The 22,395-nt window shown below is 65.3% G+C and carries 22 protein-coding genes; 8 read left to right on the forward strand and 14 right to left on the reverse strand.

The window, feature by feature from the left end; genetic code table 11:
• Nucleotides 1-25: 25 nt before the first annotated feature.
• On the reverse strand, nucleotides 26-1,762 hold the full coding sequence (ctaD, locus tag ACFC4D_RS40895; RefSeq protein WP_375955037.1) for a cytochrome c oxidase subunit I: 1,737 nt from the start codon (nucleotides 1,760-1,762) through the stop codon (nucleotides 26-28).
• 188 nt (nucleotides 1,763-1,950) lie between these two features.
• Here ctaD and ACFC4D_RS40900 point away from each other — a divergent pair, with 188 nt between their 5' ends.
• Nucleotides 1,951-3,054, forward strand: coding sequence for an ABC transporter substrate-binding protein (locus tag ACFC4D_RS40900; protein ID WP_376071627.1), 1,104 nt, complete (start codon nucleotides 1,951-1,953; stop codon nucleotides 3,052-3,054).
• A gap of 85 nt (nucleotides 3,055-3,139) precedes the next feature.
• Here the strand turns inward: ACFC4D_RS40900 and nrdF are convergent, their stop codons facing one another.
• Complete coding sequence (gene nrdF / locus ACFC4D_RS40905) at nucleotides 3,140-4,111, reverse strand: class 1b ribonucleoside-diphosphate reductase subunit beta (RefSeq protein WP_364629959.1); 972 nt, start codon at nucleotides 4,109-4,111, stop codon at nucleotides 3,140-3,142.
• 116 nt (nucleotides 4,112-4,227) lie between these two features.
• Nucleotides 4,228-5,652 (reverse strand): magnesium transporter, encoded by a 1,425-nt coding sequence (gene mgtE, locus ACFC4D_RS40910; RefSeq protein WP_375955041.1) that lies wholly within the window; start codon nucleotides 5,650-5,652, stop codon nucleotides 4,228-4,230.
• A 436-nt stretch (nucleotides 5,653-6,088) separates the two neighbouring features.
• Between mgtE and ACFC4D_RS40915 the strand changes: the two genes are divergently transcribed.
• The 4 genes from ACFC4D_RS40915 to ACFC4D_RS40930 all read left to right on the forward strand — a co-directional run bounded on the left by ACFC4D_RS40915 (nucleotide 6,089) and on the right by ACFC4D_RS40930 (nucleotide 10,172).
• The gene (locus ACFC4D_RS40915; protein ID WP_364629953.1) at nucleotides 6,089-6,754 is read left to right on the forward strand and encodes a response regulator transcription factor; all 666 of its coding nucleotides are present in this window, start codon (nucleotides 6,089-6,091) and stop codon (nucleotides 6,752-6,754) included.
• Nucleotides 6,751-8,046 (forward strand): sensor histidine kinase, encoded by a 1,296-nt coding sequence (locus tag ACFC4D_RS40920; protein ID WP_375955043.1) that lies wholly within the window; start codon nucleotides 6,751-6,753, stop codon nucleotides 8,044-8,046. The genes ACFC4D_RS40915 and ACFC4D_RS40920 overlap by 4 nt, the downstream gene beginning before the upstream one ends.
• Before the next feature lie 48 nt (nucleotides 8,047-8,094).
• Nucleotides 8,095-8,769 (forward strand): histidine phosphatase family protein, encoded by a 675-nt coding sequence (locus ACFC4D_RS40925; RefSeq protein WP_376071630.1) that lies wholly within the window; start codon nucleotides 8,095-8,097, stop codon nucleotides 8,767-8,769.
• Nucleotides 8,770-8,897: 128 nt separating this feature from the next.
• On the forward strand, nucleotides 8,898-10,172 hold the full coding sequence (locus tag ACFC4D_RS40930) for a PucR family transcriptional regulator (RefSeq protein WP_375955046.1): 1,275 nt from the start codon (nucleotides 8,898-8,900) through the stop codon (nucleotides 10,170-10,172).
• 1 nt (nucleotide 10,173) lies between these two features.
• Here ACFC4D_RS40930 and ACFC4D_RS40935 read toward each other — a convergent pair whose 3' ends face one another.
• Nucleotides 10,174-11,391: a lipase family protein gene (locus ACFC4D_RS40935; RefSeq protein WP_375955048.1), complete on the reverse strand. Its 1,218-nt coding sequence runs from the start codon at nucleotides 11,389-11,391 to the stop codon at nucleotides 10,174-10,176.
• Between the two features lie 269 nt (nucleotides 11,392-11,660).
• Between ACFC4D_RS40935 and ACFC4D_RS40940 the strand changes: the two genes are divergently transcribed.
• A complete protein-coding gene (locus ACFC4D_RS40940; RefSeq protein WP_375955049.1) occupies nucleotides 11,661-11,921 on the forward strand; it encodes a hypothetical protein in 261 nt (86 codons plus the stop codon).
• Here the strand turns inward: ACFC4D_RS40940 and ACFC4D_RS40945 are convergent.
• From ACFC4D_RS40945 to ACFC4D_RS40975, 7 genes are all read right to left on the reverse strand, one after another.
• Nucleotides 11,895-12,953: an alpha/beta hydrolase gene (locus ACFC4D_RS40945; protein ID WP_376071633.1), complete on the reverse strand. Its 1,059-nt coding sequence runs from the start codon at nucleotides 12,951-12,953 to the stop codon at nucleotides 11,895-11,897. The genes ACFC4D_RS40940 and ACFC4D_RS40945 overlap by 27 nt on opposite strands.
• Before the next feature lie 449 nt (nucleotides 12,954-13,402).
• Nucleotides 13,403-15,484: a class 1b ribonucleoside-diphosphate reductase subunit alpha gene (gene nrdE / locus ACFC4D_RS40950; RefSeq protein ID WP_364632733.1), complete on the reverse strand. Its 2,082-nt coding sequence runs from the start codon at nucleotides 15,482-15,484 to the stop codon at nucleotides 13,403-13,405.
• Nucleotides 15,485-15,540: 56 nt separating this feature from the next.
• Nucleotides 15,541-16,011 (reverse strand): class Ib ribonucleoside-diphosphate reductase assembly flavoprotein NrdI, encoded by a 471-nt coding sequence (gene nrdI / locus ACFC4D_RS40955; protein WP_364629932.1) that lies wholly within the window; start codon nucleotides 16,009-16,011, stop codon nucleotides 15,541-15,543.
• A gap of 65 nt (nucleotides 16,012-16,076) precedes the next feature.
• Nucleotides 16,077-16,316, reverse strand: a complete 240-nt coding sequence (locus ACFC4D_RS40960; RefSeq protein ID WP_364629929.1) for a redoxin NrdH — start codon at nucleotides 16,314-16,316, stop codon at nucleotides 16,077-16,079.
• 486 nt (nucleotides 16,317-16,802) lie between these two features.
• Entirely contained in the window at nucleotides 16,803-17,693 is an 891-nt protein-coding gene (locus ACFC4D_RS40965) for a G1 family glutamic endopeptidase (RefSeq protein WP_376071636.1), read from the reverse strand.
• Between the two features lie 106 nt (nucleotides 17,694-17,799).
• Nucleotides 17,800-18,366, reverse strand: a complete 567-nt coding sequence (locus ACFC4D_RS40970) for an NAD(P)H-dependent oxidoreductase (protein WP_376071639.1) — start codon at nucleotides 18,364-18,366, stop codon at nucleotides 17,800-17,802.
• Between the two features lie 207 nt (nucleotides 18,367-18,573).
• Entirely contained in the window at nucleotides 18,574-19,143 is a 570-nt protein-coding gene (locus ACFC4D_RS40975; protein ID WP_364629921.1) for an NADPH-dependent FMN reductase, read from the reverse strand.
• 139 nt (nucleotides 19,144-19,282) lie between these two features.
• On the opposite strand from ACFC4D_RS40975, the gene ACFC4D_RS40980 reads away from it, so the two are divergent.
• Both ACFC4D_RS40980 and nadE read left to right on the forward strand, forming a co-directional pair.
• A complete protein-coding gene (locus tag ACFC4D_RS40980; RefSeq protein ID WP_375956055.1) occupies nucleotides 19,283-19,924 on the forward strand; it encodes a TetR/AcrR family transcriptional regulator in 642 nt (213 codons plus the stop codon).
• Between the two features lie 4 nt (nucleotides 19,925-19,928).
• A complete protein-coding gene (gene nadE, locus ACFC4D_RS40985; protein WP_376071641.1) occupies nucleotides 19,929-20,768 on the forward strand; it encodes an ammonia-dependent NAD(+) synthetase in 840 nt (279 codons plus the stop codon).
• A 62-nt stretch (nucleotides 20,769-20,830) separates the two neighbouring features.
• Here nadE and ACFC4D_RS40990 read toward each other — a convergent pair whose 3' ends face one another.
• The 3 genes from ACFC4D_RS40990 to moaA all read right to left on the reverse strand — a co-directional run bounded on the left by ACFC4D_RS40990 (nucleotide 20,831) and on the right by moaA (nucleotide 22,373).
• The gene (locus tag ACFC4D_RS40990; protein ID WP_375955057.1) at nucleotides 20,831-20,965 is read right to left on the reverse strand and encodes a hypothetical protein; all 135 of its coding nucleotides are present in this window, start codon (nucleotides 20,963-20,965) and stop codon (nucleotides 20,831-20,833) included.
• 114 nt (nucleotides 20,966-21,079) lie between these two features.
• Nucleotides 21,080-21,322, reverse strand: a complete 243-nt coding sequence (locus tag ACFC4D_RS40995; RefSeq protein ID WP_364629912.1) for a MoaD/ThiS family protein — start codon at nucleotides 21,320-21,322, stop codon at nucleotides 21,080-21,082.
• Nucleotides 21,315-22,373: a GTP 3',8-cyclase MoaA gene (moaA, locus tag ACFC4D_RS41000; protein ID WP_375955059.1), complete on the reverse strand. Its 1,059-nt coding sequence runs from the start codon at nucleotides 22,371-22,373 to the stop codon at nucleotides 21,315-21,317. The genes ACFC4D_RS40995 and moaA overlap by 8 nt, the downstream gene beginning before the upstream one ends.
• Nucleotides 22,374-22,395: the final 22 nt, after the last annotated feature.

Below are 22,395 nucleotides of genomic sequence, written 5' to 3' on the forward strand. Positions count from 1 at the left end.
CATCGCGGTGATTCGGGTCGGGCTGCTACTTGTCAGCCTTCTCCAGCTCGTGCACGGTGTGGGGCTTGGTGCCCCAGCCGACGTGGGCTTCGGCGCGCATGCGCTCGACCATGTGCGGGTAGTGCAGCTCGAACGCGGGGCGCTCGGAGCGGATGCGCGGCAGCTCGTAGAAGTTGTGCCGCGGCGGCGGGCAGGAGGTCGCCCACTCCAGGGAGTTGCCGTAGCCCCACGGATCGTCGACCGTGACGACCTCGCCGTAGCGGTAGGACTTGAAGACGTTCCAGATGAACGGCAGCATCGACGAACCCAGGATGAAGGCACCGATGGTGGAGATGGTGTTCAGGGTCGTGAAGCCGTCGGTCGGCAGGTAGTCGGCGTAGCGGCGCGGCATACCTTCGTTACCCAGCCAGTGCTGGACGAGGAAGGTGGTGTGGAAGCCGACGAAGGTGGCCCAGAAGTGCCACTTGCCCAGGCGCTCGTCCATCATGCGGCCGGTCATCTTCGGGAACCAGAAGTAGATGCCCGCGAAGGTGGCGAACACGATGGTGCCGAAGAGCACGTAATGGAAGTGCGCCACAACGAAGTACGTGTCAGAGACGTGGAAGTCGATCGGCGGGGCGGCCAGGATGACACCCGACAGACCACCGAAGAGGAATGTCACCAGGAAGCCGATGGACCACAGCATGGGTGTTTCGAAGGTCAGCTGACCCCGCCACATGGTGCCGATCCAGTTGAAGAACTTCACACCGGTCGGAACCGCGATGAGGAACGTCATGAACGAGAAGTACGGCAGCAGCACCGCGCCGGTGGCGTACATGTGGTGCGCCCACACCGCGATGGACAGCGCGGCGATACCGAGCGTCGCGTAAACCAGTGTGGTGTAACCGAAGATCGGCTTACGGCTGAAGACCGGGAAGATCTCCGACACGATGCCGAAGAACGGCAGCGCGATGATGTAGACCTCCGGGTGACCGAAGTACCAGAACAGATGCTGGTAGAGCAGCGCACCGCCGTTCGCCGGGTCATAGATATGACCACCCAGGTGGCGGTCGTACGCCAGGCCGAACAGCGCCGCGGTCAGCAGCGGGAAGGCAAGCAGCACAAGCACACTGGTGACGGCGATATTCCAGGTGAAGATCGGCATCCGGAACATGGTCATACCCGGGCAGCGCAGGCAGACCACGGTGGTGAGCATGTTGACGCCACCGAGGATGGTGCCCAGACCGGAGACGGCCAGGCCCAGGATCCACAGGTCGGCGCCGACGCCCGGCGAGTGCACGATGTCGGACAGCGGGGTGTACGCGGTCCAGCCGAAGTCGGCCGCACCACCGGGGGTGATGAAACCGGCGGTGGCCATGGTGCCGCCGAACAGGTACAGCCAGTAGCTGAACGCGTTCAGGCGCGGGAACGCCACATCGGGCGCGCCGATCTGCAGCGGCAGGATGATGTTGGCGAAGCCGAACACGATCGCGGTCGCGTAGAACAGCAGCATGATCGTGCCGTGCATGGTGAACAGCTGATTGAACTGCTCGGGCGACAGGAACTGCATGCCCGGGCGAGCCAGCTCGGCGCGCATCAGCAGCGCCATGAGTCCGCCGACGAGGAAGAAGGACATGGCGGTCACGAGGTACATGACGCCCAGGACCTTCGGGTCCGTCGTGGTGACCATCTTGTAGATAAACGAACCCTTGGGACCCACCCGCTGTGGGTAGGGCCGAGCCGCCTCCACTTGACGGACTGGCTGTGGCTCTACGGCAGTCACAAATCCTCCTGAACAGGTGCCTACTGGTCGTTCGTACGCGGGTCTTCCGGCGTCCAGTTCGCTGCATGACGAACGACGGGGGGCCTAGCGCTTCAAGGATCGTAAACCGTGCTCCCACAGCGGTCGCGGGCTGGTCCTACTCTGTGTCGTAATTGGGTGTCGGGGTCGCCGGATGTACGCTGCCAGCCATGCCGGTGCGCGAGTCCGCTTCCACCCGAATCACGTTCGCCTCCACTGCCGCCCCCGTGCGCCGTTTGCGCACCTGGGGCGCTGTTCTGGCCGCTGCCGCGGTGCTACCGGCGGGTCTACTCGCGGGGTGTGGCAAGGGTACGGACGATGCCATGAGCTCGATCGTGCGCACCACGACCAATATCGCCGGGGCCGGCGTGGTGGGTCTGGAGCGCGATACCCGGGCCGCGTGCGCGCTGCCGAGTTCCCCCGACGCGACCGCGGGCACCGTCCCGGTCAACCACACCGCCGGAATCACCGAGGTGCCCGCCGACGCCAAACGCGTTGTGGTGCTGTCCACCGCCGCCCTGGACGCGGTCTGCGCCCTGGGCCTGTGGGAGCGAGTCGTCGGGGCCGCAACGGTTTCCGGTCCCACCCCGCAACCCTCCTACCTGGGCACGGGCGTGCTGTTGATCCCCCAGGTCGGCACCGTCACCGCGCCGGACCCGGCGAAAGTGGCGGAGCTGAAACCGGATCTGATCCTCGGCTCGAGTGCGGACAGCGCGCAGTACGACGCGTTGAAGGCCATCGCCCCCACCGTGCTCGCGGGTTCGGAGAACGGCTGGCAGGCCGAGTTCAGCACCTACGGCGCGGCCCTGGATCGCAAGACCGCCGCCACCAAGGCCCTGGAGGATTACCGCACCGCCGCGCGCGATGCCGGAAACGCGCAGTCCGCCAGCCTGACCCAGGCGTCGGTGCTGCGCTTCGATCCGAAGGTCATCCAGGTGCAGGGCGGCAACAGCTTCGCCGGGCTCGTGCTGGGCGATGCCGGGGTGCAGCGCCCGCAGTCCCAGCGCGGTAATTCCTACGATGTGGCGAGCCTGGGCAGCGAGACCGATCGCAACAAGGTCGAGGGCGACATCATCTTCCTGATGTTCGACGGCAAGGACGGTCAGAAGAACGCCGAATCGATCATGCACGGCGATGACTGGAAATCGCTGAGCGCGGTCTCGGATCGCCGGGAATTCGTTGTCGAGGACAGCATTTGGCACGGTTCGGGCATTACCGCGGCCCGCGCCATCCTGGAGGATCTGAAGATGCTCAACGCCTATGTGAGCGACTGAATTTCGCGTTCGTCACACCGCGTCGTCACACAGACGAAAGCCCGGCATCCGCTGATCGGATTGCCGGGCTTCGCTTTTCAGTGGACTAGAACTCCCAGTCCTCGTCTTCGGTGTTGACCGCCTTGCCGATGACGTAGCTCGAACCCGAGCCGGAGAAGAAGTCGTGGTTCTCGTCGGCGTTGGGCGAAAGCGCCGACAGGATGGCCGGATTGACGTCGCACTCGTCCTTGGGGAACAGGCCCTCGTAGCCGAGGTTCATCAGCGCCTTGTTGGCGTTGTAGCGCAGGAACTTCTTGACGTCCTCGGTGAGCCCGACCTCGTCGTACAGATCCTGGGTGTACTCGACCTCGTTCTCGTACAGCTCGAACAGCAGCTCGAAGGTGTACGCCTTGAGTTCGTCGCGCTCAGCCTGCGAGACCAGTTCCAGGCCCTTCTGGAACTTGTAGCCGATGTAGTAGCCGTGCACGGCCTCATCGCGAATGATCAGGCGGATCATATCGGCGGTGTTGGTGAGCTTGGCCCGCGAGGACCAGTGCATGGGCAGGTAGAAGCCGGAGTAGAACAGGAAGGACTCGAGCAGGGTGGAGGCCACCTTGCGCTTGAGCGGATCCTCGCCGTTGTAGTACTCGAGCACGATCTCGGCCTTGCGCTGCAGGTTCCGGTTCTCCTCGGACCAGCGGAAAGCCTCGTCGATCTCGCGGCTGGAGCACAGCGTGGAGAAGATCTGGCTGTAGCTCTTGGCGTGCACCGACTCCATGAAGGCGATGTTCGTCATGACGGCTTCTTCGTGCGGGGTCAGCGCATCCGGGATCAGGCTGACCGCGCCGACCGTGCCCTGGATGGTGTCCAGCAGCGTGAGGCCGGTGAAGACCCGCATGGTGAGCTGCTTCTCGCTGGGGGTCAGCGTGGCCCATGACGGAATGTCATTGGAGACCGGCACTTTCTCCGGCAACCAGAAGTTTCCGGTGAGCCGGTCCCAGACCTCCGCGTCCTTGTCATCGATTACGCGGTTCCAGTTGATCGCCGATACCCGATCAATCACCTTGGTTACACGCATGGTCGTGTGGTCCACCGTCATCCTCTCAGCTCACCCATCCTCGTGGCTTGAACACTACTACTGGGGGAGAGCCTCAGTGCGCAGCACAAGCCCTTGTGTCTTCAACCGTCCGCCGATCAGATGCCGAGAACCAATTTCGCTGTCATGAAATAGATCACGAGCCCGGTCGCGTCGACCAGTGTGGTGACCATCGGGGCGGAGATCACAGCCGGATCGATGCGCAGTTTCTTGGCCAGCAGCGGCATGGTGCCGCCGATGGTGGCCGCCCAGCCGCAGATGACGATGAGCGTGATGCCCACCACCACACCGATTTTCGCGCCCACGAACATCCCGGCGATGAGCATGCCGACCACGGCCAGCATGCAGCCCAGCAGCAGGCCCACCCGGCATTCGCGCCAGATCACCTTGAACAGGTCCGACACCCGCACCTCGCCGACCGCGAGCGCGCGCACGCAGGTGGTGGCGGCCTGCGCCCCCGCATTGCCGCCCGCGCCGATGAGCAGCGGAATGAACAGGGCCAGATGCGCGGCCTGTTCCAGGGTGCCCTCGAAGAAATCGGTCACCGTGACCGTGAGGGTCGCCGCGACCAGCAGCAGCATCAGCCACAGCGCCCGGTAGCGCGCCAACTGGAAGACGCCCGCCGCCATGTAATGACCGGCCCACGGCGTGGTGCCCGCCTGCCGCGCCACATCCTCGGAATCGGCGGCCTCGATGACCTCGATGGCATCGTCGATGGTGAGCAGGCCCACCAGCCGGTCCTCACTGTCGACCACCGGCAGGTTGATCAGGTTGGCGCCCTGCATGAGCCGGGCCGCCTTCTCCGCCGAATCGGTGGCGCGCGCGTAAACAGGTTCGGAGACAACGAGATCCGCAATCATGGCATCGGGCGAGGAGAGCACCAGCTCACGCAGTTCCACAATGCCGATGAGGCGGCGGCCCGCGTCCACCACCGGCAGGGTGTACACGGTTTCGGCGTTGGCGCCCTTGGCGCGCACGGTTTGCAGGGCGGCGGACACCGGCAGATTACGCGGCAGCGCAACGACTTCCGGCGTCATGTACAGCCCGACCGAACCTTCGGGATAGCCGAGCAGGGTGGCGGTCATGCGGCGCTCTTCCGAACTCAGGCCCGCCAGCACCTTTTTGGCGACCTTGGCCGGAGCCTCGCGCAACATGCGGGCGCGATCGTCGGGATCCATCTCCTCGACCAGATCGCGGAAGCTCTGATCGCGCAGGCCGTGCAGGATCTGCTGCTGATCGATCGGTTCCAGTTCCTCGAACACATCGAGGGCGCGATCCTTGTCCAGCAGCCGGAAGGCCATCACCGCCGATACCGCGTCCATGCGCGCGAGTTCATCGGCGATGACATGCGGCGGATGATTGTCCAGCCATTCCATGGTCGCCGCCACATGATGGCAGTCGACGATATCGCGGAGCGAAACACCCTGTGCGCGTAGCGTTTCCACGGCGACGGGGCTGTTTTCGGGCAGCGTCGGGAGAACAGGGGGCAGCGTCGAGACGACGGGCAGATCGGTCTGCGTCATGGCGGAACCTCAGCCGGAAGGCGAGTCAAGGGTGAACGGATGGACACAAGTGGTCACACCGCGGGGCACCGACCCGTCGCAGCAGAGAACTACCGGCAGTACGAGGAGGCGGCGCCGCGCGGCCTTCGACTAGGGGGCTCGCTACGCATGCGACCCACCTCCTCGAAGCCGTCGTGCACCGATAAGAATCACCCGCCGAACCGCGGGTGTGCATAAGCATCCCTGTGCAGGATACAGCCCGTGGCGACGACCCGCCGCACGGTGTAGCGACACCTGGCGCGGCGGGAGTCGAGGATCACAACCGCGTCCGCACCGGCGGTTCCGTGAGAGGCTCGATGACGGTGAATGAACGGCGCATAATTTTCCGATCATTTCGCGGTCACGACCGCACCCGATGCGTTGGGTGGGTGTCCGAAATGGCTTAATGTCTGGCCCTGTGCGCGTTTTGGTATTGGAGGACGACCAGCAACTCGGTCGTGAGGTGACCGATGGGTTGCGGTCGGCGGGGTTCGCGGTGGACCACGCCTTCGATATCGCCGACGCCGATTTCAAGATAACCATCAACACCTACGACTGCCTGGTCGTGGATCGCGGCCTGCCCGACGGCGACGGCCTGGATCTGGTCGCCGGGGCGCGCCACGCCGGGCACACCATGCCCGCGCTCATGCTCACCGGCCGGGACGGGCTGGACGACCGGCTCGCCGGATTCGAACAGGGCGCGGACGACTATCTGACCAAACCCTTCGCCCTGCCCGAACTGGTGATGCGGGTGCGCGCGCTGTGCCGCCGCCGCGATCAGCCCACCGCCGCCCGAATCACGGTGGCGGACATCGATATCGACCTCATGCGCCGCCGGGTCACCCGCGCGGGCATCATGCTCGCGTTGACGCCCAAGGAATTCGCCGTGCTCGAACTCATGGCGACCCGGCTCGGCAGCGTGGTGACCCGCACCGATCTCATCGAATGCTGCTGGGACGAAATGGCCGAGCCCGCATCGAATGTGGTGGACGCGGTGGTGGCCAAGCTGCGCCGCAAGCTCGGCGAACCGTGCGTCATCGAAACCGTGCGCGGCACCGGCTTTCTGCTGGGCGGGGTGGCGTGAATTCGCATCGCTCCCCCGCCGTGGCGCGACTGCGGCGGGCGCGCTGGCTGATGACCGGACTGGTCACCATCATCACCGCCACCACCGTGCTGGTGCTCGGATGCGTTGCCGCGACCATCGATTCGCACGCACGCACCATCGAAGCCGATCGGCAGGTCGAGAAGGTGGCGGGCGGTCTGGCCCGCGCCATCCAGCACGATGAGAAGAACACCCTGGATCTGTCCACGGTGATCGACGACGAACTGGCGCAGGGCGGCACCGGGGTCGTCGTACTGGTGCGCGAGCAGGGCCAGCCGTGGAAACAGACGCACACCTATCAGCGCTCGCTGATGCCCGCAGACAGCGAACTGTCCACGCTGGCAACGCAGGTCGAGGACAATTCCGAAGGCACGCTGTACAGATCGCTGCTGCGGAATTCGACCGCCATCACCGGCCGCCCGGTCACCGTCTCGGGAACCCCTGTCTACTGGACGGATTGGGACAATATCGTCGTCATCCTGGCCGCGGACGATGCCATGGACAACCCGGACGACCATCTGATGCTGGTGTGGGCCTTGCTGATCGGCGGCACCCTGCTGGTGCTGGCCGCCACCGCCGTCGCCTATCTGCTCTCGGGCCGCAGTCAGCGCCAGGCCCTGCACATGCTCGATGAGCACGAACAGTTCCTCGGCGACGCCGCGCACGAATTGCGCACGCCCCTCACGACTTTGAAACTGCTCACCGAATCCCGCCCGAAACCCGATGAGGTGCAGCAGACCCTGGCCGAGGCCCGCAAACTCGCCGACCGGATGGCCCGCCTGGTCACCGGTCTGCTCGCGCGCGCCCGAATGCAAACCGGCATAGCCGAACCCGAGCGCACCATGCTGCGCCTGGACCAGCTCGCCGAGGCCGTCGCCGAGGAGGCGGCCGATGACCGCATCGTGGTCACCGCGCATCCGTCGGTGGTGGTCGGCGATCCGCAGCTGCTGAGCCTGGCCATCCGGAACATGCTGGAGAACGGGCTCACCCACGGCGCGGTCAACCGTTCCGCCCCGGTGGAGATCCATATCGCCGAGGGCCGGGTGAGCGTGCGCGATCACGGCCCCGGCGTCGATCCGGTCATGTCCGCCAGCCCGTTCAATCGCGGGTCGGCGGGCCGCACCGGCCGCAATGGCATTGGATTGGCCCTGGTCGCGTGGGTGGCGCAGGCGCACGGCGGCAATGCCGCCATCGAGCCCGCGGTGGGCGGCGGCACCATCGCCACACTGTGGCTGCCCCCGGCCGATATCACCGTCGGGGTTCCGGCCCGATAGCGCGCTTACCGCGATGCGGCGGCCCCGGCGGCGTAATCTGGGGCTCCCATGACTCTGCAATCGCTCACGATGATCCGGCACGGCGAGAGCGCGAGCAATGCCGCCGCCGCACTGCTCGCGGGCACCGACGCCGAGGAATTCGGGGACGGCACAAGGGATCCCGATGTGCCGCTGACCGATCTCGGCCGCCGGCAGGCGACGGCGGTCGGGGCCTGGCTGGCCGGGCAGTCCGATCGCGAATGGACGGTGCTGTGCTCGCCGTATCGGCGGGCGCGCGAAACCGCCTCCCTCGCACTGGAATTCATCGGACCCGCGACGGTGCGAAGCGATGAGCGATTGCGGGACCGGGATATCGGGACGCTACAGGGGCTCACCGATCTGGGCTGGCGGCGGCGCTATCCCGGCGAACAGGCGCGGCGGGAACGACTGGGGCGCTTCTACTATCGCCCGCCGGGCGGGGAATCCTGGACCGACGTGGCATTGCGGCTGCGCACACTACTGCCCGAATTGGATGGGCACGTACTCATCTTCGCCCATGACATCGTGGTGGTCATGACCCGGTACATCATCGAGGGGCTCGATGAGCAGGCCATCCTCGCGATCGAACGGAATCAGATCCGCAACGGGTCCATCAGCCGCTGGGCGCGCACCGGCGCGGGGCTCACCCGCGTCGATTACAACGCGACGGCGCATCTGGATCGGCTGGACGGTCGGGTTTTGTGAGATGTCACCGAATCGCCGGGCCGACATTGCGGCGGATCACAGCTCGCGGCCAACTTCCCCCTCTGCGGGCCGTCATACGTTAGCGTTTCGTTACCGGAGGGTTAGCCCCCGGTAGTGGAAGGAGCGCTATGGCCGTCGAGATTCCGGCCCGCGCCGGGCTGATCATCTCCGGAACCCCCATGTCCTCGCCACTGCAGGACGTCGGTCCGCTGGCACGGCATATGGTCGGGCATTTCGTGGAGACCGTCGCACCCTGCGGCACCCTGCCCGGCGATGCCATTCACGGTGACGTCACCGCCATCACCCGCATGTGCCTGGAACTGGCGGTGGGCATGCTGGACGGGAAAGACCTGCCGGAGAAGACCAAGCGGCTCGAGGAGGCCGCCGCGCAGTGGGCGCGCGAGGGCATCCCCATCGACACCATCCATCACGCCATCCACGAGGGTTTCAAGATCGGCTCGGATCTGGTGATCGCCAATGCCATGTCCCGGCATATGCGACAGGACAGTCCGGACGGGGATGTCGAACTGGTGGTCGCGGCCGGGGATATGGAGAGCATCATCGGCGGCGCCGCCATGGTGGTGGAACTGCTGGACCGGATGACCTGCGCGGTCTCCCTCGCCTACGTGCGGGAGCTGCGCTCGGTGGTCAGCGAACACCACACCGCGGTGCACACCCTCACCTCGGCGCTGCTCGGCGGGCACAGCACCTCGACCATGGCACGCGAATGCGGTATCGAGATCGCGGAATCGTATTACGTACTGGCGGTGTCGATCCCGGAGCATCCGGAGGAGCACTCACCGACCGTGGAGGGCGCGGTGGTGGCCCGGCGCAAACTGCGACGGCTACAGGCCGAACTGGCGCACGGATACGCCGCCAAGGTGCTGTCGCTGCTGAGCGTGGACGGCGGCACCATCCTGGTGCCCGGTGACGCGCTCGCCGACGATCAACTCGACGAACTCATCGAACGACTATCGCGGGCGGCCCGGGTACCGATCGCGGCGACCATGATTTCCGCTACGCCGCAGGGGATTCCGGACGCCGCCGATCAGGCGCACGAACTGCTCGACATCGTGCACCGGCTGCGGCTCACCCGCGGGCTCTTCCGCTTCGACGAACTCGCGCTGGAATATCAGCTCACCCGGCCCGGTCCGGGCCGCGATCATCTGGGCTCACTGCTCGATCCGCTGGATCTGCATCCGGAACTGCTGGAGACGCTGCGCACGCATATCAGCAACAACCTCAATCGCCAGCGCACGGCGCGAATCCTGCACGTGCACACCAATACCGTGGATTACCGGCTCAAACGGATCGGGCAGTTGACGGGCTTCGACCCGACGCAGGCCGCAGGGCTGTGGTACCTGCGGTCCGCGTTGGTCGCCCGGACGTATCAGGCGGGGTGAGTCACGCGCAATTGCTGACCACCGGCTTATCGGTGAGCCTGGCCTCGAGCCAGGACACCGCGGCGGGCAGGCCGAGCACGGCCGCGGTCAGATGATCGGGCACCGGCACCTGTTCGGACCAGACCTTCACCCCCGAGGCGCAATACCGGTGCACGGTGTCCACCACGGCATCGATCGGGATCAACCCGTCGATCGGTGAATGCCATTCGAACACCGGCATATTCGGCACACCCGGGTACAGCTGGAGGCTGTTCTCCTCCACCACGCCGCGCGCGGTCGGGTCCTCGGTCATGATGGTGGTCTTGGCGACATCCATGGCGCCCACCCCCGCCCCCGCGGTGAGAATATCGTTGGTGCAGCTGTTCGCGAGCTTGTCCCGAATGGCCAGACCGCGATCATTGAGCTGGGCGCTGAGCGGGAATCGATCCGGATACTCGCGCTCCAGGCCCAGACCCGCCGCCATCGCCAGGCCGAACACCGGATGCCGGTTCAGGCCCATGGCCTCCAGCATGGTCACCAGATTCATCGGCACGCCGCCCATGGCCGCACCGGCGATATGCAATTCGGGGGCGTAGGACTGGGCCAGCGCCGCCGCCCACGCGGTCGCCATCCCGCCGCCCGAATAACCCGCCATGGCGACGGGGCTGTGCTGCACCTTCAACTCCGGGACGCGCTGCGCCGCGCGGATGCCGTCCAGGGTGATCTGACCGCCGAGTTTGGCCGCGCCATAGGCGAAGTGGGGTCCGAGGTGGTCCGGCAGCGCGATGCTCCAGCCGCGCTGCAGCACCACATTCCAGGCGGGAGCCTCGCGCATCATCAGATTCGGATCGCTGGTGTAGAGCACGCGCGAGACCGCGCACTGCGAACCCAGGCCGTTGATGATCTGCTGCAGGGACAGCATGGGCGCGTCCGCGGCGCGATTTCGCGGGGACAGCACGGTGGTGGTGGCCGCGATGGGCTGGCCCTCGGAGCTGGTGGATCGGAACTCCACCAGGCTGATATCGGTATTGGGGAATTGCGGCAGTGCGGGCATGGCGCGCACGGCGAGCACATCGCCCGGCTGGTGGTTGCCGATATCGGCGGGCGCGGCGTAGAACGGGTCCGGGTCCGCGATCGGGTAGACCGGTCCGGCGGCCGCCACCGCCGGGGCGAAAGCACATCCCACCGCGATGAGCGCCGCTAGTCGTAGTCGATGTCGGTGGTGAGTTCGAATCCTCATCCGGGTCTTTTCCTCTCTCCGGCTGAACGCAGGATCTCCCCGCGCAGCCTAGAGCGAAAACGCATGGGTCCGGGAGAGCTGCGGAAAACCTTCCGAAAGATCACAACGGCTCTCGAAAGTTGTTGTGAGCACCGGCCATTCCAGTTCCGACAAATGACAAGAAGAGTCGCGACGGGCTTGTGAACCTTCCAAGCACCCCGCGGAATCGCCTCCCATGCAACAGGTTCCAGTTACGGTCGGTTACAGGAACAATCCGATGGGGAGCCGAGATGACCAGCACCACCGAGAGCACGAGCATCACCGCAGGCAGGCCCGTATACGACAGCTCCGGCGAAGCCCTCACCCACCGGGTCACCGTCTACCTCGGCGGACCCGACGACGGTGCGGAGCTGGCCATGGAATACGCGGCCACCTGGCCCGAGGCCGCCGCCTTCGCCGCGGCCGCGGTGCGGGCCGGACTCATCGTCACCGTCGACGGCCGCATTCGGCCCGGCCTGCGCCGGCTACCCCGGAACGGCCTGCGGCACTAGCGCGGTCGCCAGCGTCTGCCAGGCCGGGCCGAGTTCGGCCGAGAAATCGGCCCAGCCGTGAATTCCGGTGTCCTCGTAATGCACGGTGGCCGGAATTCCCAGATCGCTCAGATGTTTCGCGAACAGTTCGGTGCACAACCGGGCGCCCGCCTCCAGCACCACACCGCCGCCGGCTTCCTGCAGCGCCTTCACCGGATCCGGTGCGCGCACCAGGTCCGTCATATCCGGGACCGTCGGTATTCCGGTATTGGCCGATAGGTGAATAACCATGCCGCGCAAGGCTTCCGCACCCAGGGTGCTGTCATGCGTACGCCATTCCTTACTTCCCGGCGGACCCCACAGATTGACCACATTCCCACCGCGCGAGGCCACCGTCAGCGTGGTGGCCGCCGAACCCGCGCTGTCCATCGTGGAATAGCAACCACTCATTCCCGCGACGGCCCGATAGAAACCGGGATGCCGGTGCGCGAGCATCATCGCACCCTGCGCGCCCATCGATACGCCCGCGATGGCGCGACGGCCGTTCGAATTCAGATAGGGCTCGATGACACCGGGCAATTCCCCGGTCAGAAAGGTTTCCCAGCGGTTCCAGCCCAGTACCGCGTCCGGCCGCTGCCAATCGCTGTACATACTGCCGGTGCCGCCGGACGGCAGCACCACATCGACCGGTTTGTCGGCGAAGAACTCGGCCGCGCCGCCCTTGGTGAGCCAATCCGAAACCTGTTCGGCGTCAACACCATCGAGCAGATAGAGGGTGGCTCGCGGACCGGTTCCGGTGCCGCGCAACACATCCACCGCCACCGCCCGGTCCATGGCCGCGGAAGCGACGAACACCCGCTCCCAATGCGGTCCGATGGGCTCCACCCGAATAACGTTCGACCGCAGCGCGATCGGCGCCGATGAGCCGTCGACACCGCCCGCGGGCAGCCCCGCGGCCAAGGCCAGCGCTACCGCCACCCCCACACCCGCTCGGCGCAGCAGCGCACCCGTCGGCATCCGCTTCTCGGTCGTTCCGTTCGATTCCCGCACCACGGGGGCTCTCCTCACAGCGGCCCTCGCATACCGAACCGGATCTGGAGTTGATTTGCGGAAACCCGCCGAGCGGCTGCGAGGTGTGCTGCTCGGCGGGTGGGTACCCGGTATCTCCGCGGCTACGCCGCACCGGACTTCCGATTTAGATCTATTCAGCGGTCCCTCTTTCACGGGGGCAGGAGAAGGACCCGTCCTCACCTCCAAAACACTTGTCCCGGTGCGATTTCCGATCACGGGATCGGCCGCGCATCTGATTCCGATGCCGTGACACAGGCGAGCGTAATCATCGCCACACTCCCCCGACAGCGCCCGCGTCAGGTTCTGGAGACCTCACAATGACTTCGTTCGAAGGCCGGGACGATCCACGACGAAAAAGGACGCCCCCGGTTTTCACCGGGGGCGTCCTCTTCGTTTCGACTATGCGGTGTTTCGTAAGTGCGGTTGTGACCTCAGAGCATGCAGCTCACGCAGCCCTCTACTTCGGTTCCCTCCAAAGCCATTTGGCGGATGCGGATGTAGTAGAGGGTTTTGATGCCCTTGCGCCAGGCGTAGATCTGCGCGCGGTTCACATCGCGGGTGGTGGCGCTGTCCTTAAAGAACAGGGTCAGCGACAGGCCCTGATCCACGTGCTGGGTGGCGGCGGCGTAGGTGTCGATGACCTTTTCGTAGCCGATGTCGTATGCGTCCTGGAAGTAATCGAGGTTCTCGTTGGTCAGGTAAGGGGCCGGGTAGTAGACGCGGCCGATCTTGCCTTCCTTGCGGATCTCGATCTTCGAGGCGATCGGGTGAATCGAGCTGGTGGAGTGGTTGATGTACGAGATGGAACCGGTCGGCGGGACGGCCTGCAGGTTCTGGTTGTAGATGCCGTACTCCATGACCGAGGCCTTGAGCTCGCGCCAATCCTCCTGGGTGGGGATGTGCACGCCCGCCTCGGCGAAGATCTCGCGGACGCGATCGGTCTTGGGCTCCCACAGCTGATCGGTGTACTTGTCGAAGTATTCGCCGCTGGCGTACTTGGACTCCGGGAAGCCGCCGAACGCCCGGCCGCGCTCCTTGGCGATCAGGTTCGAGGCGCGGACCGCGTGGTAGGCGATCGTGTAGAAGTAGATGTTCGTGAAGTCGATGCCCTCTTCGGAGCCGTAGTGCACGCGCTCACGAGCGAGGTAGCCGTGCAGGTTCATCTGCCCGAGGCCGATGGCGTGAGATTCGTTGTTGCCCTGCTCGATCGAGGGCACCGAGTTGATATGCGTCTGATCCGACACCGCGGTGAGCGCGCGGATCGAGGTCTCCACCGTCTTGGCCAGATCCGGCGAATCCATCGTCTTGGCGATGTTCAGCGAACCCAGGTTGCACGAAATGTCCTTGCCCACTTTGGAGTAGGACAGATCGTCGTTGTACAGCGACGGGGTGGAGACCTGCAGGATCTCCGAGCACAGGTTGGAGTGGGTGATCTTGCCCTTGATGGGGTTCGCCCGGTTCACGGTGTCCTCGTACATGATGTACGGGTAGCCCGACTCGAACTGCAGCTCGGCGATGGTCTGGAAGAACTCGCGAGCCTTGATCTTGGACTTGCGAATTCGCTTGTCGTCGACCATCTCGTAGTACTTCTCGGTGATATTGATATCGGCGAACGGCACGCCGTAGATGCGCTCCACGTCGTACGGCGAGAACAGGTACATGTCCTCGTTCTTCTTCGCCAGCTCGAACGTGATGTCCGGGATGACCACACCGAGGGACAGCGTCTTGATGCGGATCTTCTCATCCGCGTTCTCGCGCTTGGTGTCCAGGAAGCGGTAGATATCGGGGTGATGCGCCTGCAGGTACACCGCGCCCGCGCCCTGGCGCGCACCCAGCTGATTCGCGTAGGAGAACGAGTCCTCCAGCAGCTTCATGATCGGAATGACGCCCGAGGACTGGTTCTCGATCTTCTTGATCGGCGCGCCGGTCTCACGAATATTGCTCAGCAGCAGGGCGACACCGCCGCCGCGCTTGGACAGCTGCAGCGCGGAGTTGATGGAGCGCCCGATGGACTCCATATTGTCCTCGATGCGCAGCAGGAAGCAGGACACCGGCTCACCGCGCTGCTTCTTGCCCGAATTCAGGAAGGTCGGGGTGGCGGGCTGGAAACGCCCGTCCATGATCTCCTCGACCAGCTCCTGCGCCAGGGTTTCGTCACCGGCGGCCAGGGTCATGGCGACCAGGCAGACGCGATCCTCGAAACGCTCCAGGTAGCGCTTACCGTCGAAGGTCTTGAGCGTGTAGCTGGTGTAGTACTTGAACGCGCCGAGGAAGGTCGGGAAGCGGAACTTCTTGCCGTACGCCTGCTTGAACAGCTTCTTGGTGAAGTCGAAGCTGTACTGGTCGAGCACCTCGGTCTCGTAGTAGTTCTCTTTGACCAGGTAGTCGAGCTTCTCGCGCAGGTTGTGGAAGAAGACCGTGTTCTGATTGACGTGCTGCAGGAAGTACTGGTGCGCGGCCTCGCGGTCCTTGTCGAACTGGATCTCGCCATTGGGGCCGTACAGGTTCAGCATCGCGTTGAGCGCGTGGTAGTCCAGCCCCGCGGTGGATTCACCGCTGACGGGGCGTTCTACGCGGGCATTCTTTCCGACCGGTGCGGTTGTCGTTGCCAAAACGATTCCAATCCCTCTCGGACGCGCTCGACGTCCTCGGCAGTTCCCATGAGTTCGAAGCGATACAGGTACGGCACTCCGGTTTTGCGCGAAATCACTTCGCCCGCAAAGCAGTACGTATCACCGAAGTTCGTATTGCCGGCCGCGATGACGCCGCGCAGCAGTGCGCGATTGTGCGGATCGTTGAGGAATTTGGCCACCTGACGGGGGACGAACTCCTTATCGGGCCGCGCACCACCCAGAACGTGCCGACCGCCACCGTAGGTGGGGACGATCAGCACGTAGGGTTCGTCGACTCGCAGTGAGTCGGCGGTATGAAGCGGTATGCGGACGGCGGGAATGCCCAGCCGTTCCACGAAGCGGTGCGTGTTCTCCGATGCGCTGGAGAAGTAGACCAGATTCGCTGTCCCCGTGGACAACTCAGCCATCTCGACTCCTCTCGGCTCGGGCGAACTCGCATAGCGGCCGACCGTTGACCGGCCGCTTCGGTCCGCTAGGCGACGGCGACGGACTCGGCGAGCGCCTTGATGCGATCCGGGCGGAAGCCGGACCAGTGGGCGTCACCGGCGACCACGACGGGAGCCTGGAGGTACCCGAGCGCCATCACGTAATCGCGGGCTTCGGGATTCTCGGAGATGTCGATGACGTCGTACGCGACACCGGCCTTGTCGAGGGCACGGTACGTTGCGTTGCACTGCACACAAGCGGGCTTGGTGTAAACGGTGATGGTCATTGGTATCTCCCCTTCTCCTTGCCTTAGATCCGATGCAGTGCACGGCTGAAAACAAGAACCATGTAGTAAGTGCGCAAACCCCTGGACGCGAGACCGAAGTCCCTGGTCGCGCGGCTCCCTTCGAGGGTCTCGCCGCGTGCCCTTCCAGCTCCCAAGACACTACACCTAGTGGCCGACAGATTCATCCAACACGACATGTTGCGAACCACAAAGGTGAAATTCGAGTGAACGAAGTGCCAGGACGCTCGATTCGCAACCCGACACGACTGAGGCGCAGATCACAATTTCGGCATCCAGCACACTTCCGGCAAACACACCATTCACCCTGATCAACACGTTTCCCGCGTGTCCCACCCGCCACGCGCGAGGTGGGGTTATCCGATCTCGCGCGCGGCGCGGGATCCGGCTCCCGGGGAGCGAAATCCGGTACCGCCCCGGCGTGTCGCGGATCCCGGTCCACAACACGCCGGGATGACGCACACCGCGTCAGCCGATGGTGAAGCTGGAGCCGTCCACCGGACCGGGCGCGAGCAAACGATTCGTCGCGGCGATGCCGTAGGTCTGGGCGTCATAGGCCGAGAGCGGTTTGCCGTCGATCTGGATGTCGGTGAAGGTGATCGGCTCGAATCCGGGCAGCGCCGCGTCGAGGTGCCCCTCGATCACGATCTCGGCGGTGCGCGCGGGCGCGTCGGACGGCCGCGTCGTGGTGCGCGTCCAATTGCCGGTGCGGTTCTCCAGCGTCATCACATAGTTGTGGCCATCCCAGCCGACGGTCGAGCGCATGACATCACCGGGCCGCACCGCGACATCGTCATAGCTCACCGGCGCGGCCGGATACGCCTCCCACCACCCGTCGACATCCTTTTCGGGAGTGCACATTCCGCTCAGCATGCCCGTCGCGCACACCCCGTCCATCGCACCGCTGAGCGCGTTGGAGACCGTGTCACCGGCGCGCATGATCGCGCCCGAGAGCCGGGGATCGGTATAGGACAGGTCCGCGGCCAGATTCTCGAACTGCAATCCGGGCAGCGCCGCGTAGAAGGCGGCATCGCTGGCGCACAGCGATTCCACCCCGGTCTGCATGAGTGGTAATGCCACCTGACCGTTCAGATCGTTCGCGCCGTTCAGTCCGACCCAGGGCACGATCCGTTGCAGCGTGCCCTCATTGGTGCAGGAGATCTCGGGCTGCGTCCAGGTGGCGCTGACCTCCCGGAAATCGCCCTTCACCACGTATCCGGCCCAATTGCCGAGGTACAGGCGGACATTGGCCTCGGCGGTCGCATCGCTCGCGGTGACCACGGCGGCGGTGGCGGAAACTGCCAGCGCGGCGGTCAGCAGGCAGCGACTCCACGATGAGTTGCCACTCGGTAGCTTCATCAGCTGAAGGTAGCGTGGAGCACCCGGAAATGCGGCAGGCCACGGCTGAAAAGCCGTGGCCTCACACTGGATTCAGCGGTTACCGCTGGAGTCACCCGATAGTTGCTCAGACGTTGACTGTGGCCTGCGCGGTCTCCGCGAGCAGGCGCACGGTGGCGGCCAGCTGGGTGAGCGCCTCGGCATCGTCGGCCGGATGCGTCTCGCCGAAGCGCTGGCCGATGGTGCCGAAGTTCAGCGACGCCTCCTCGACCACCTTCGAACCCGCGACGCCGAGCGACTTGACCGCGTCGTCATGCGACCACTTGGCCGCGTTCGAGCTGATCGACGCGCTGATCACGGCCGACGGCTTGGCCTTGAGCGCACCCGCGCCGTACGGCCGGGACGCCCAGTCGATGGCGTTCTTGAGCACCGCGGGCAGCGTGCCGTTGTATTCGGGGGTCACGAGCAGTACCGCGTCGGCCGCGCCGACGGCCTCGCGCAGCGCGGCGGCGGTGGCCGGAACCTGGCCCGCCACATCGAGATCCTCGTTGTAGAAGGGGATATCGCCCAGACCCTCGTAGATGGTGATCTCGACATCGCCGGCCGCGGTCTGCGCGGCGGCCTCGGCGAGGCGGCGGTTGATCGAGGCGGCGCGGAGGCTGCCGACGAGGGCGATGATGCGGGTCTGCGACATGGTGATCACTCCTGCGGGTCTGTATCCAGTGGCGGTATTCGTACTCCGAGATAACCGGACTGCGGTCCGTTTTCATTCCGGGGTGGCGGTGGCAAAGCTATGACCTGCGACACCCTTCGAGGCAAAACTCCTGCGCACCTTGATTCGGACGGTAACGAGCGGAGGCCAAGGCTGAAAAGCCTTGGCCTCACTGGAATTAAAAGCGGATCAGGCGGCAGCGCCGACCGTCCGGGACTTCTGGATCTGCACGACCAGGGCCGCGATCAGTCCGGCGATCAGGCCGCGGCTGGTCTCATCGGTGAGGTTGCCCTGCTCGTCGAAGCGGGTGTAGTTCGCACCCACGTGCACCTCCGGCTTGGTCACAACCTGCGAATCCAGCCAGTGGAAGACATCGCGCAGATGGTTCTGCGCGCGCACGGTGCCGAACTGCGAACCCGACGCGCCCATGATGGCGACCGGCTTATCGGTCAGGAAGGACTGGCCGTACGGGCGAGAAGCCCAGTCCAGCAGGTTCTTCAGCGCACCCGGAATGCTGTAGTTGTACTCGGGGCTGGCGATGAGCACACCGTCCGCGTCGCGAATCCGCTCGCGCAGCTCGACCACCGCGGCGGGCACATCGCCCTCGAGATCCTCATCGAAGTAGGGCAGGTCCCGAATGCCGTCGTAGATCTCGATCTCGACGCCCTCCGGGGCGAGTTGCTGCGCCGCGCGCAGCAGCGCGGTATTGGTGGAGGCGGCGCGCAGTCCACCGGAAATGGCGAGAATCTTGATCGTCATGGCATTAACTCCTGATGCTCTCTGGCGCTGGGCGGCGCTTACGGTAGCATCTAACCGGACCACGGTCCACTTTCATCCCGGCGATTTGAGGTTCACTGTGAGCTCGGCCAAACCCCCCGGCGCGGGTACGCCCGTACCCCTGGCCCAACCGCTCGGCATCGGGCCCGCGCTGTCGATCGTCGACAGCGAACCCGCCGAACGCGCGGACGCCGCCCGCAACCGAAAGTTGTTGCTGGACGCGGCCGTCGAACTGGTGCGCCGCGACGGCGCGGACGCCCTCACCATGGACGCGGTCGCCAAACAGGCCGGGGTCGGCAAGGGCACGGTCTTCCGCCGCTTCGGCAATCGCGCCGGACTGATGTACGCGCTGCTCGACGAATCCGATCGAAATCTGCAGGCCGCGTACATGTTCGGACCGCCACCGCTGGGACCGGGCGCACCGCCGCTGGAACGACTGGTGGCCTACGGCCGCGCCCGCCTCACCCTGACCGAGATCGAGGGCGATGTGCTGCGCGCCGCCACCATCAGCAGTCCGGACCGCTACGCCGGACCGCCCTACAACCTGACCAAGACGCACGTGTCGATCCTGTTGCGCCAGGCCGGAATTCCGGGCGAGATCTCGCTACTGGCCGACGCCCTGCTCGCACCCTTGGACGCGGGCCTGGTGCTGCATCAGACTCGGCAGCTCGGTTTCACCCTCGCCCAGGTCGGCGATAATTGGGAAGCCCTGGTGCGCCGAGTCGTTCCGCCCGCCGGGGAAGATCACCGCGCAGTAGAGTGAACGTATGGGAGACCTGCGCGAATCGATCATCGCCGAACTCGGCGTGCTGCCCGCCATCGAACCGAAAACCGAAGTGCGGCGGCGCATCGACTTCCTCAAGGACTATCTGCGCTCTACGCCCGCAAAGGGTTTCGTGCTAGGTATCAGCGGCGGCCAGGACTCCACGCTGACCGGTCGCCTGTGTCAGCTCGCCGCCGAGGAACTGCGTTCCGAAGGCCGTGACGCCACCTTCGTCGCCGTGCGACTGCCGTACGGCAAGCAGGCCGATGAGCAGGACGCGCAAATCGCGCTGCGCTTCATCAAGCCGGATCGCTCGGTCACCGTGAACGTCAAGCCCAGTGCCGACGCCGCCGCCGAAGAGGCCGCGTACGGCATCGACGAATTGCTCGGCGGCGCCACCCGGCTGCGCGATTTCGTGCGCGGCAATATCAAGGCGCGTGAGCGCATGGTGCTGCAGTACGCCATCGCCGGACAGTTGAATCTGCTGGTGGCGGGCACCGACCACGCGGCGGAGGCGGTCACCGGGTTCTTCACCAAATACGGTGACGGCGGTGTGGACATCACCCCGCTGACCGGACTCACCAAACGCCAGGGCGCGGCCCTGCTGCAGGAACTCGGCGCACCGCCGAGCGTCTGGCAGAAGGTGCCGACCGCCGATCTGGAGGACGATCGCCCGGCCCTGCCTGACGAGGAAGCCCTGGGCCTGAAGTACTCCCAGATCGACGACTACCTCGAGGGCAAGGATGTCGAGCCCGAGGTCGCCGAGCGGGTGGAGTCGATCTTCCGGAACACCCGCCATAAGCGCGCGGTCCCGGTGACTCCGCTCGACACCTGGTGGAAATAGGCTCTATCGAACATCGCCCGCCGCATTCGAGAATGCGGCGGGCGCTTTCGTTTTCGGGGATTTCAGTGCTGTGCGGCGGGTGCGACCGCCACTCTCGCTTGTTCGCAATGCAGTGAGGTGACCGAACTGCCGGTGGCCAGGGAGACGGCGGCGATGATGAATGCGCCGAGGAGTAGAGCGGGCAACAGTCGCGCCATCGCGACACCTCCCGATCAGAGGGACTGGACAGTCCGGATATCGGGATGGCGAATGATTCGTTACCAACCTTTTTGCTGGTCAGATGACCCATTCATGGTCATCGGGTGCGGCGCTCAGCCTCCGGCAAACGGTGGCAGCACGTCCACCCGGGGAGACAGCACGGTTGTCGCGTCCCGGGTGAGCTCATCGCCGATGAGGTACGCGCAGACCTTGAGCATCGGCTCGAGTTTCGGTCCGTAGGTGTGCGCGAGCGTGCTGCGCAGATCGCCGACGGTCGCACCGGACGGCAATTCGAGCAGTTCGCCCGGTTTGCCGACCGCATCCGCGATCGCGGCGAAATAGCGAACCTCAACCACCGATGGCTCCCATCGTTCGAGTGGGCGGGACGAAACCCACGGCGTCGATACCGTGTCCCGCGGATTTGTTCCACATGGCGCCGCGCCACAGCGTGGCGATATCGGCATCCGAGGCGTGCGAGCGCAATGCGGCTCGAATGTCATATTCCTGATCGCTGAACAGGCAGGACCGCAATCGACCGTCCGCGGTCAGGCGGGTGCGGTCGCAGTCCGAGCAGAAGCTGCGCGTCACCGAGGCGATGATGCCGACGGTGGCCGGACCACCGTCCACCAGCCAGCGTTCGGCGGGGGCCGAGGGATCATCGCGATCGGTCTCGGTCAGGGTGAAACGCGCGCCGAGCACCTCGAGCAGTTCGGCGGCGGTGATCATATTCGCGCGCGCCCACTCGTGATCGGCATCGAGCGGCATCTCCTCGATGAAGCGCAGATCGCACCCTTCGTCGAGGCACCAGCGCAGCAGATCGCCCGCGCCCGCGAGGGTTTCCCGCATCAGCACGGCATTGACTTTGATCGGGGTCAGTCCGGCCCGGCGCGCGGCGCGGATGCCCGCGAAGACCGAGTCCAGTCGATCCCGGCGGGTGAGGGCGGCGAAGCCTTCGCGATCGACGGTGTCCAGCGAGACGTTGATGCGATTCAGCCCGGCTGCCGCGAGTTTGCTCGCGCGGTGTTCGAGCCCGACGCCGTTGGTGGTCATGGCCAGCGGTGTGCCCGGCAGTTCGGCCCGGCAGCCCGCGATGATTTTCTCCAGGTCACGGCGCATGAGCGGTTCTCCGCCGGTGAAGCGCACCTCGTGTACGCCGAGCTCCCGCACGGCGAGGGTGACCAGCCGGACGATCTCGGCGGCGGTGAGCAACTCGTCGGCCGGAATGGGCGGTAAACCCTCTTCCGGCATGCAGTACGTACAGCGCAGCGAACACTTCTCGGTAATGGATACCCGCAGGTCACGCCCGATGCGACCGTATCGATCCAACAGCAGTGGAGTGTCCGGGCGGCCATCGAGGGAAGGCTGCCCGGTACGTACGGCGGGCATCCCCATAGCGACCACGGTCATTCGACCATTATGTCCGCCCGCG

The sequence above is a fragment of the Nocardia sp. NPDC056000 genome (assembly GCF_042269265.1).
Taxonomy (GTDB): Bacteria; Actinomycetota; Actinomycetes; order Mycobacteriales; family Mycobacteriaceae; genus Nocardia.

Excerpts from the sequence above, each read along its gene's own strand:
- ACFC4D_RS40900 (WP_376071627.1), top strand. The coding sequence starts at position 1,951 with ATGCCGGTGCGCGAGTCCGCTTCCACCCGAATCACGTTCGCCTCCACT.
- nrdF (WP_364629959.1), bottom strand. The coding sequence starts at position 4,111 with ATGCGTGTAACCAAGGTGATTGATCGGGTATCGGCGATCAACTGGAAC.
- mgtE (WP_375955041.1), bottom strand. The coding sequence starts at position 5,652 with ATGACGCAGACCGATCTGCCCGTCGTCTCGACGCTGCCCCCTGTTCTC.
- ACFC4D_RS40925 (WP_376071630.1), top strand. The coding sequence starts at position 8,095 with ATGACTCTGCAATCGCTCACGATGATCCGGCACGGCGAGAGCGCGAGC.
- ACFC4D_RS40930 (WP_375955046.1), top strand. The coding sequence starts at position 8,898 with ATGGCCGTCGAGATTCCGGCCCGCGCCGGGCTGATCATCTCCGGAACC.
- ACFC4D_RS40935 (WP_375955048.1), bottom strand. The coding sequence starts at position 11,391 with ATGAGGATTCGAACTCACCACCGACATCGACTACGACTAGCGGCGCTC.
- ACFC4D_RS40940 (WP_375955049.1), top strand. The coding sequence starts at position 11,661 with ATGACCAGCACCACCGAGAGCACGAGCATCACCGCAGGCAGGCCCGTA.
- nrdE (WP_364632733.1), bottom strand. The coding sequence starts at position 15,484 with ATGCTGAACCTGTACGGCCCCAATGGCGAGATCCAGTTCGACAAGGAC.
- nrdI (WP_364629932.1), bottom strand. The coding sequence starts at position 16,011 with ATGGCTGAGTTGTCCACGGGGACAGCGAATCTGGTCTACTTCTCCAGC.
- ACFC4D_RS40960 (WP_364629929.1), bottom strand. The coding sequence starts at position 16,316 with ATGACCATCACCGTTTACACCAAGCCCGCTTGTGTGCAGTGCAACGCA.
- ACFC4D_RS40965 (WP_376071636.1), bottom strand. The coding sequence starts at position 17,693 with ATGAAGCTACCGAGTGGCAACTCATCGTGGAGTCGCTGCCTGCTGACC.
- ACFC4D_RS40970 (WP_376071639.1), bottom strand. The coding sequence starts at position 18,366 with ATGTCGCAGACCCGCATCATCGCCCTCGTCGGCAGCCTCCGCGCCGCC.
- ACFC4D_RS40975 (WP_364629921.1), bottom strand. The coding sequence starts at position 19,143 with ATGACGATCAAGATTCTCGCCATTTCCGGTGGACTGCGCGCCGCCTCC.
- nadE (WP_376071641.1), top strand. The coding sequence starts at position 19,929 with ATGGGAGACCTGCGCGAATCGATCATCGCCGAACTCGGCGTGCTGCCC.
- ACFC4D_RS40990 (WP_375955057.1), bottom strand. The coding sequence starts at position 20,965 with ATGGCGCGACTGTTGCCCGCTCTACTCCTCGGCGCATTCATCATCGCC.
- moaA (WP_375955059.1), bottom strand. The coding sequence starts at position 22,373 with ATGACCGTGGTCGCTATGGGGATGCCCGCCGTACGTACCGGGCAGCCT.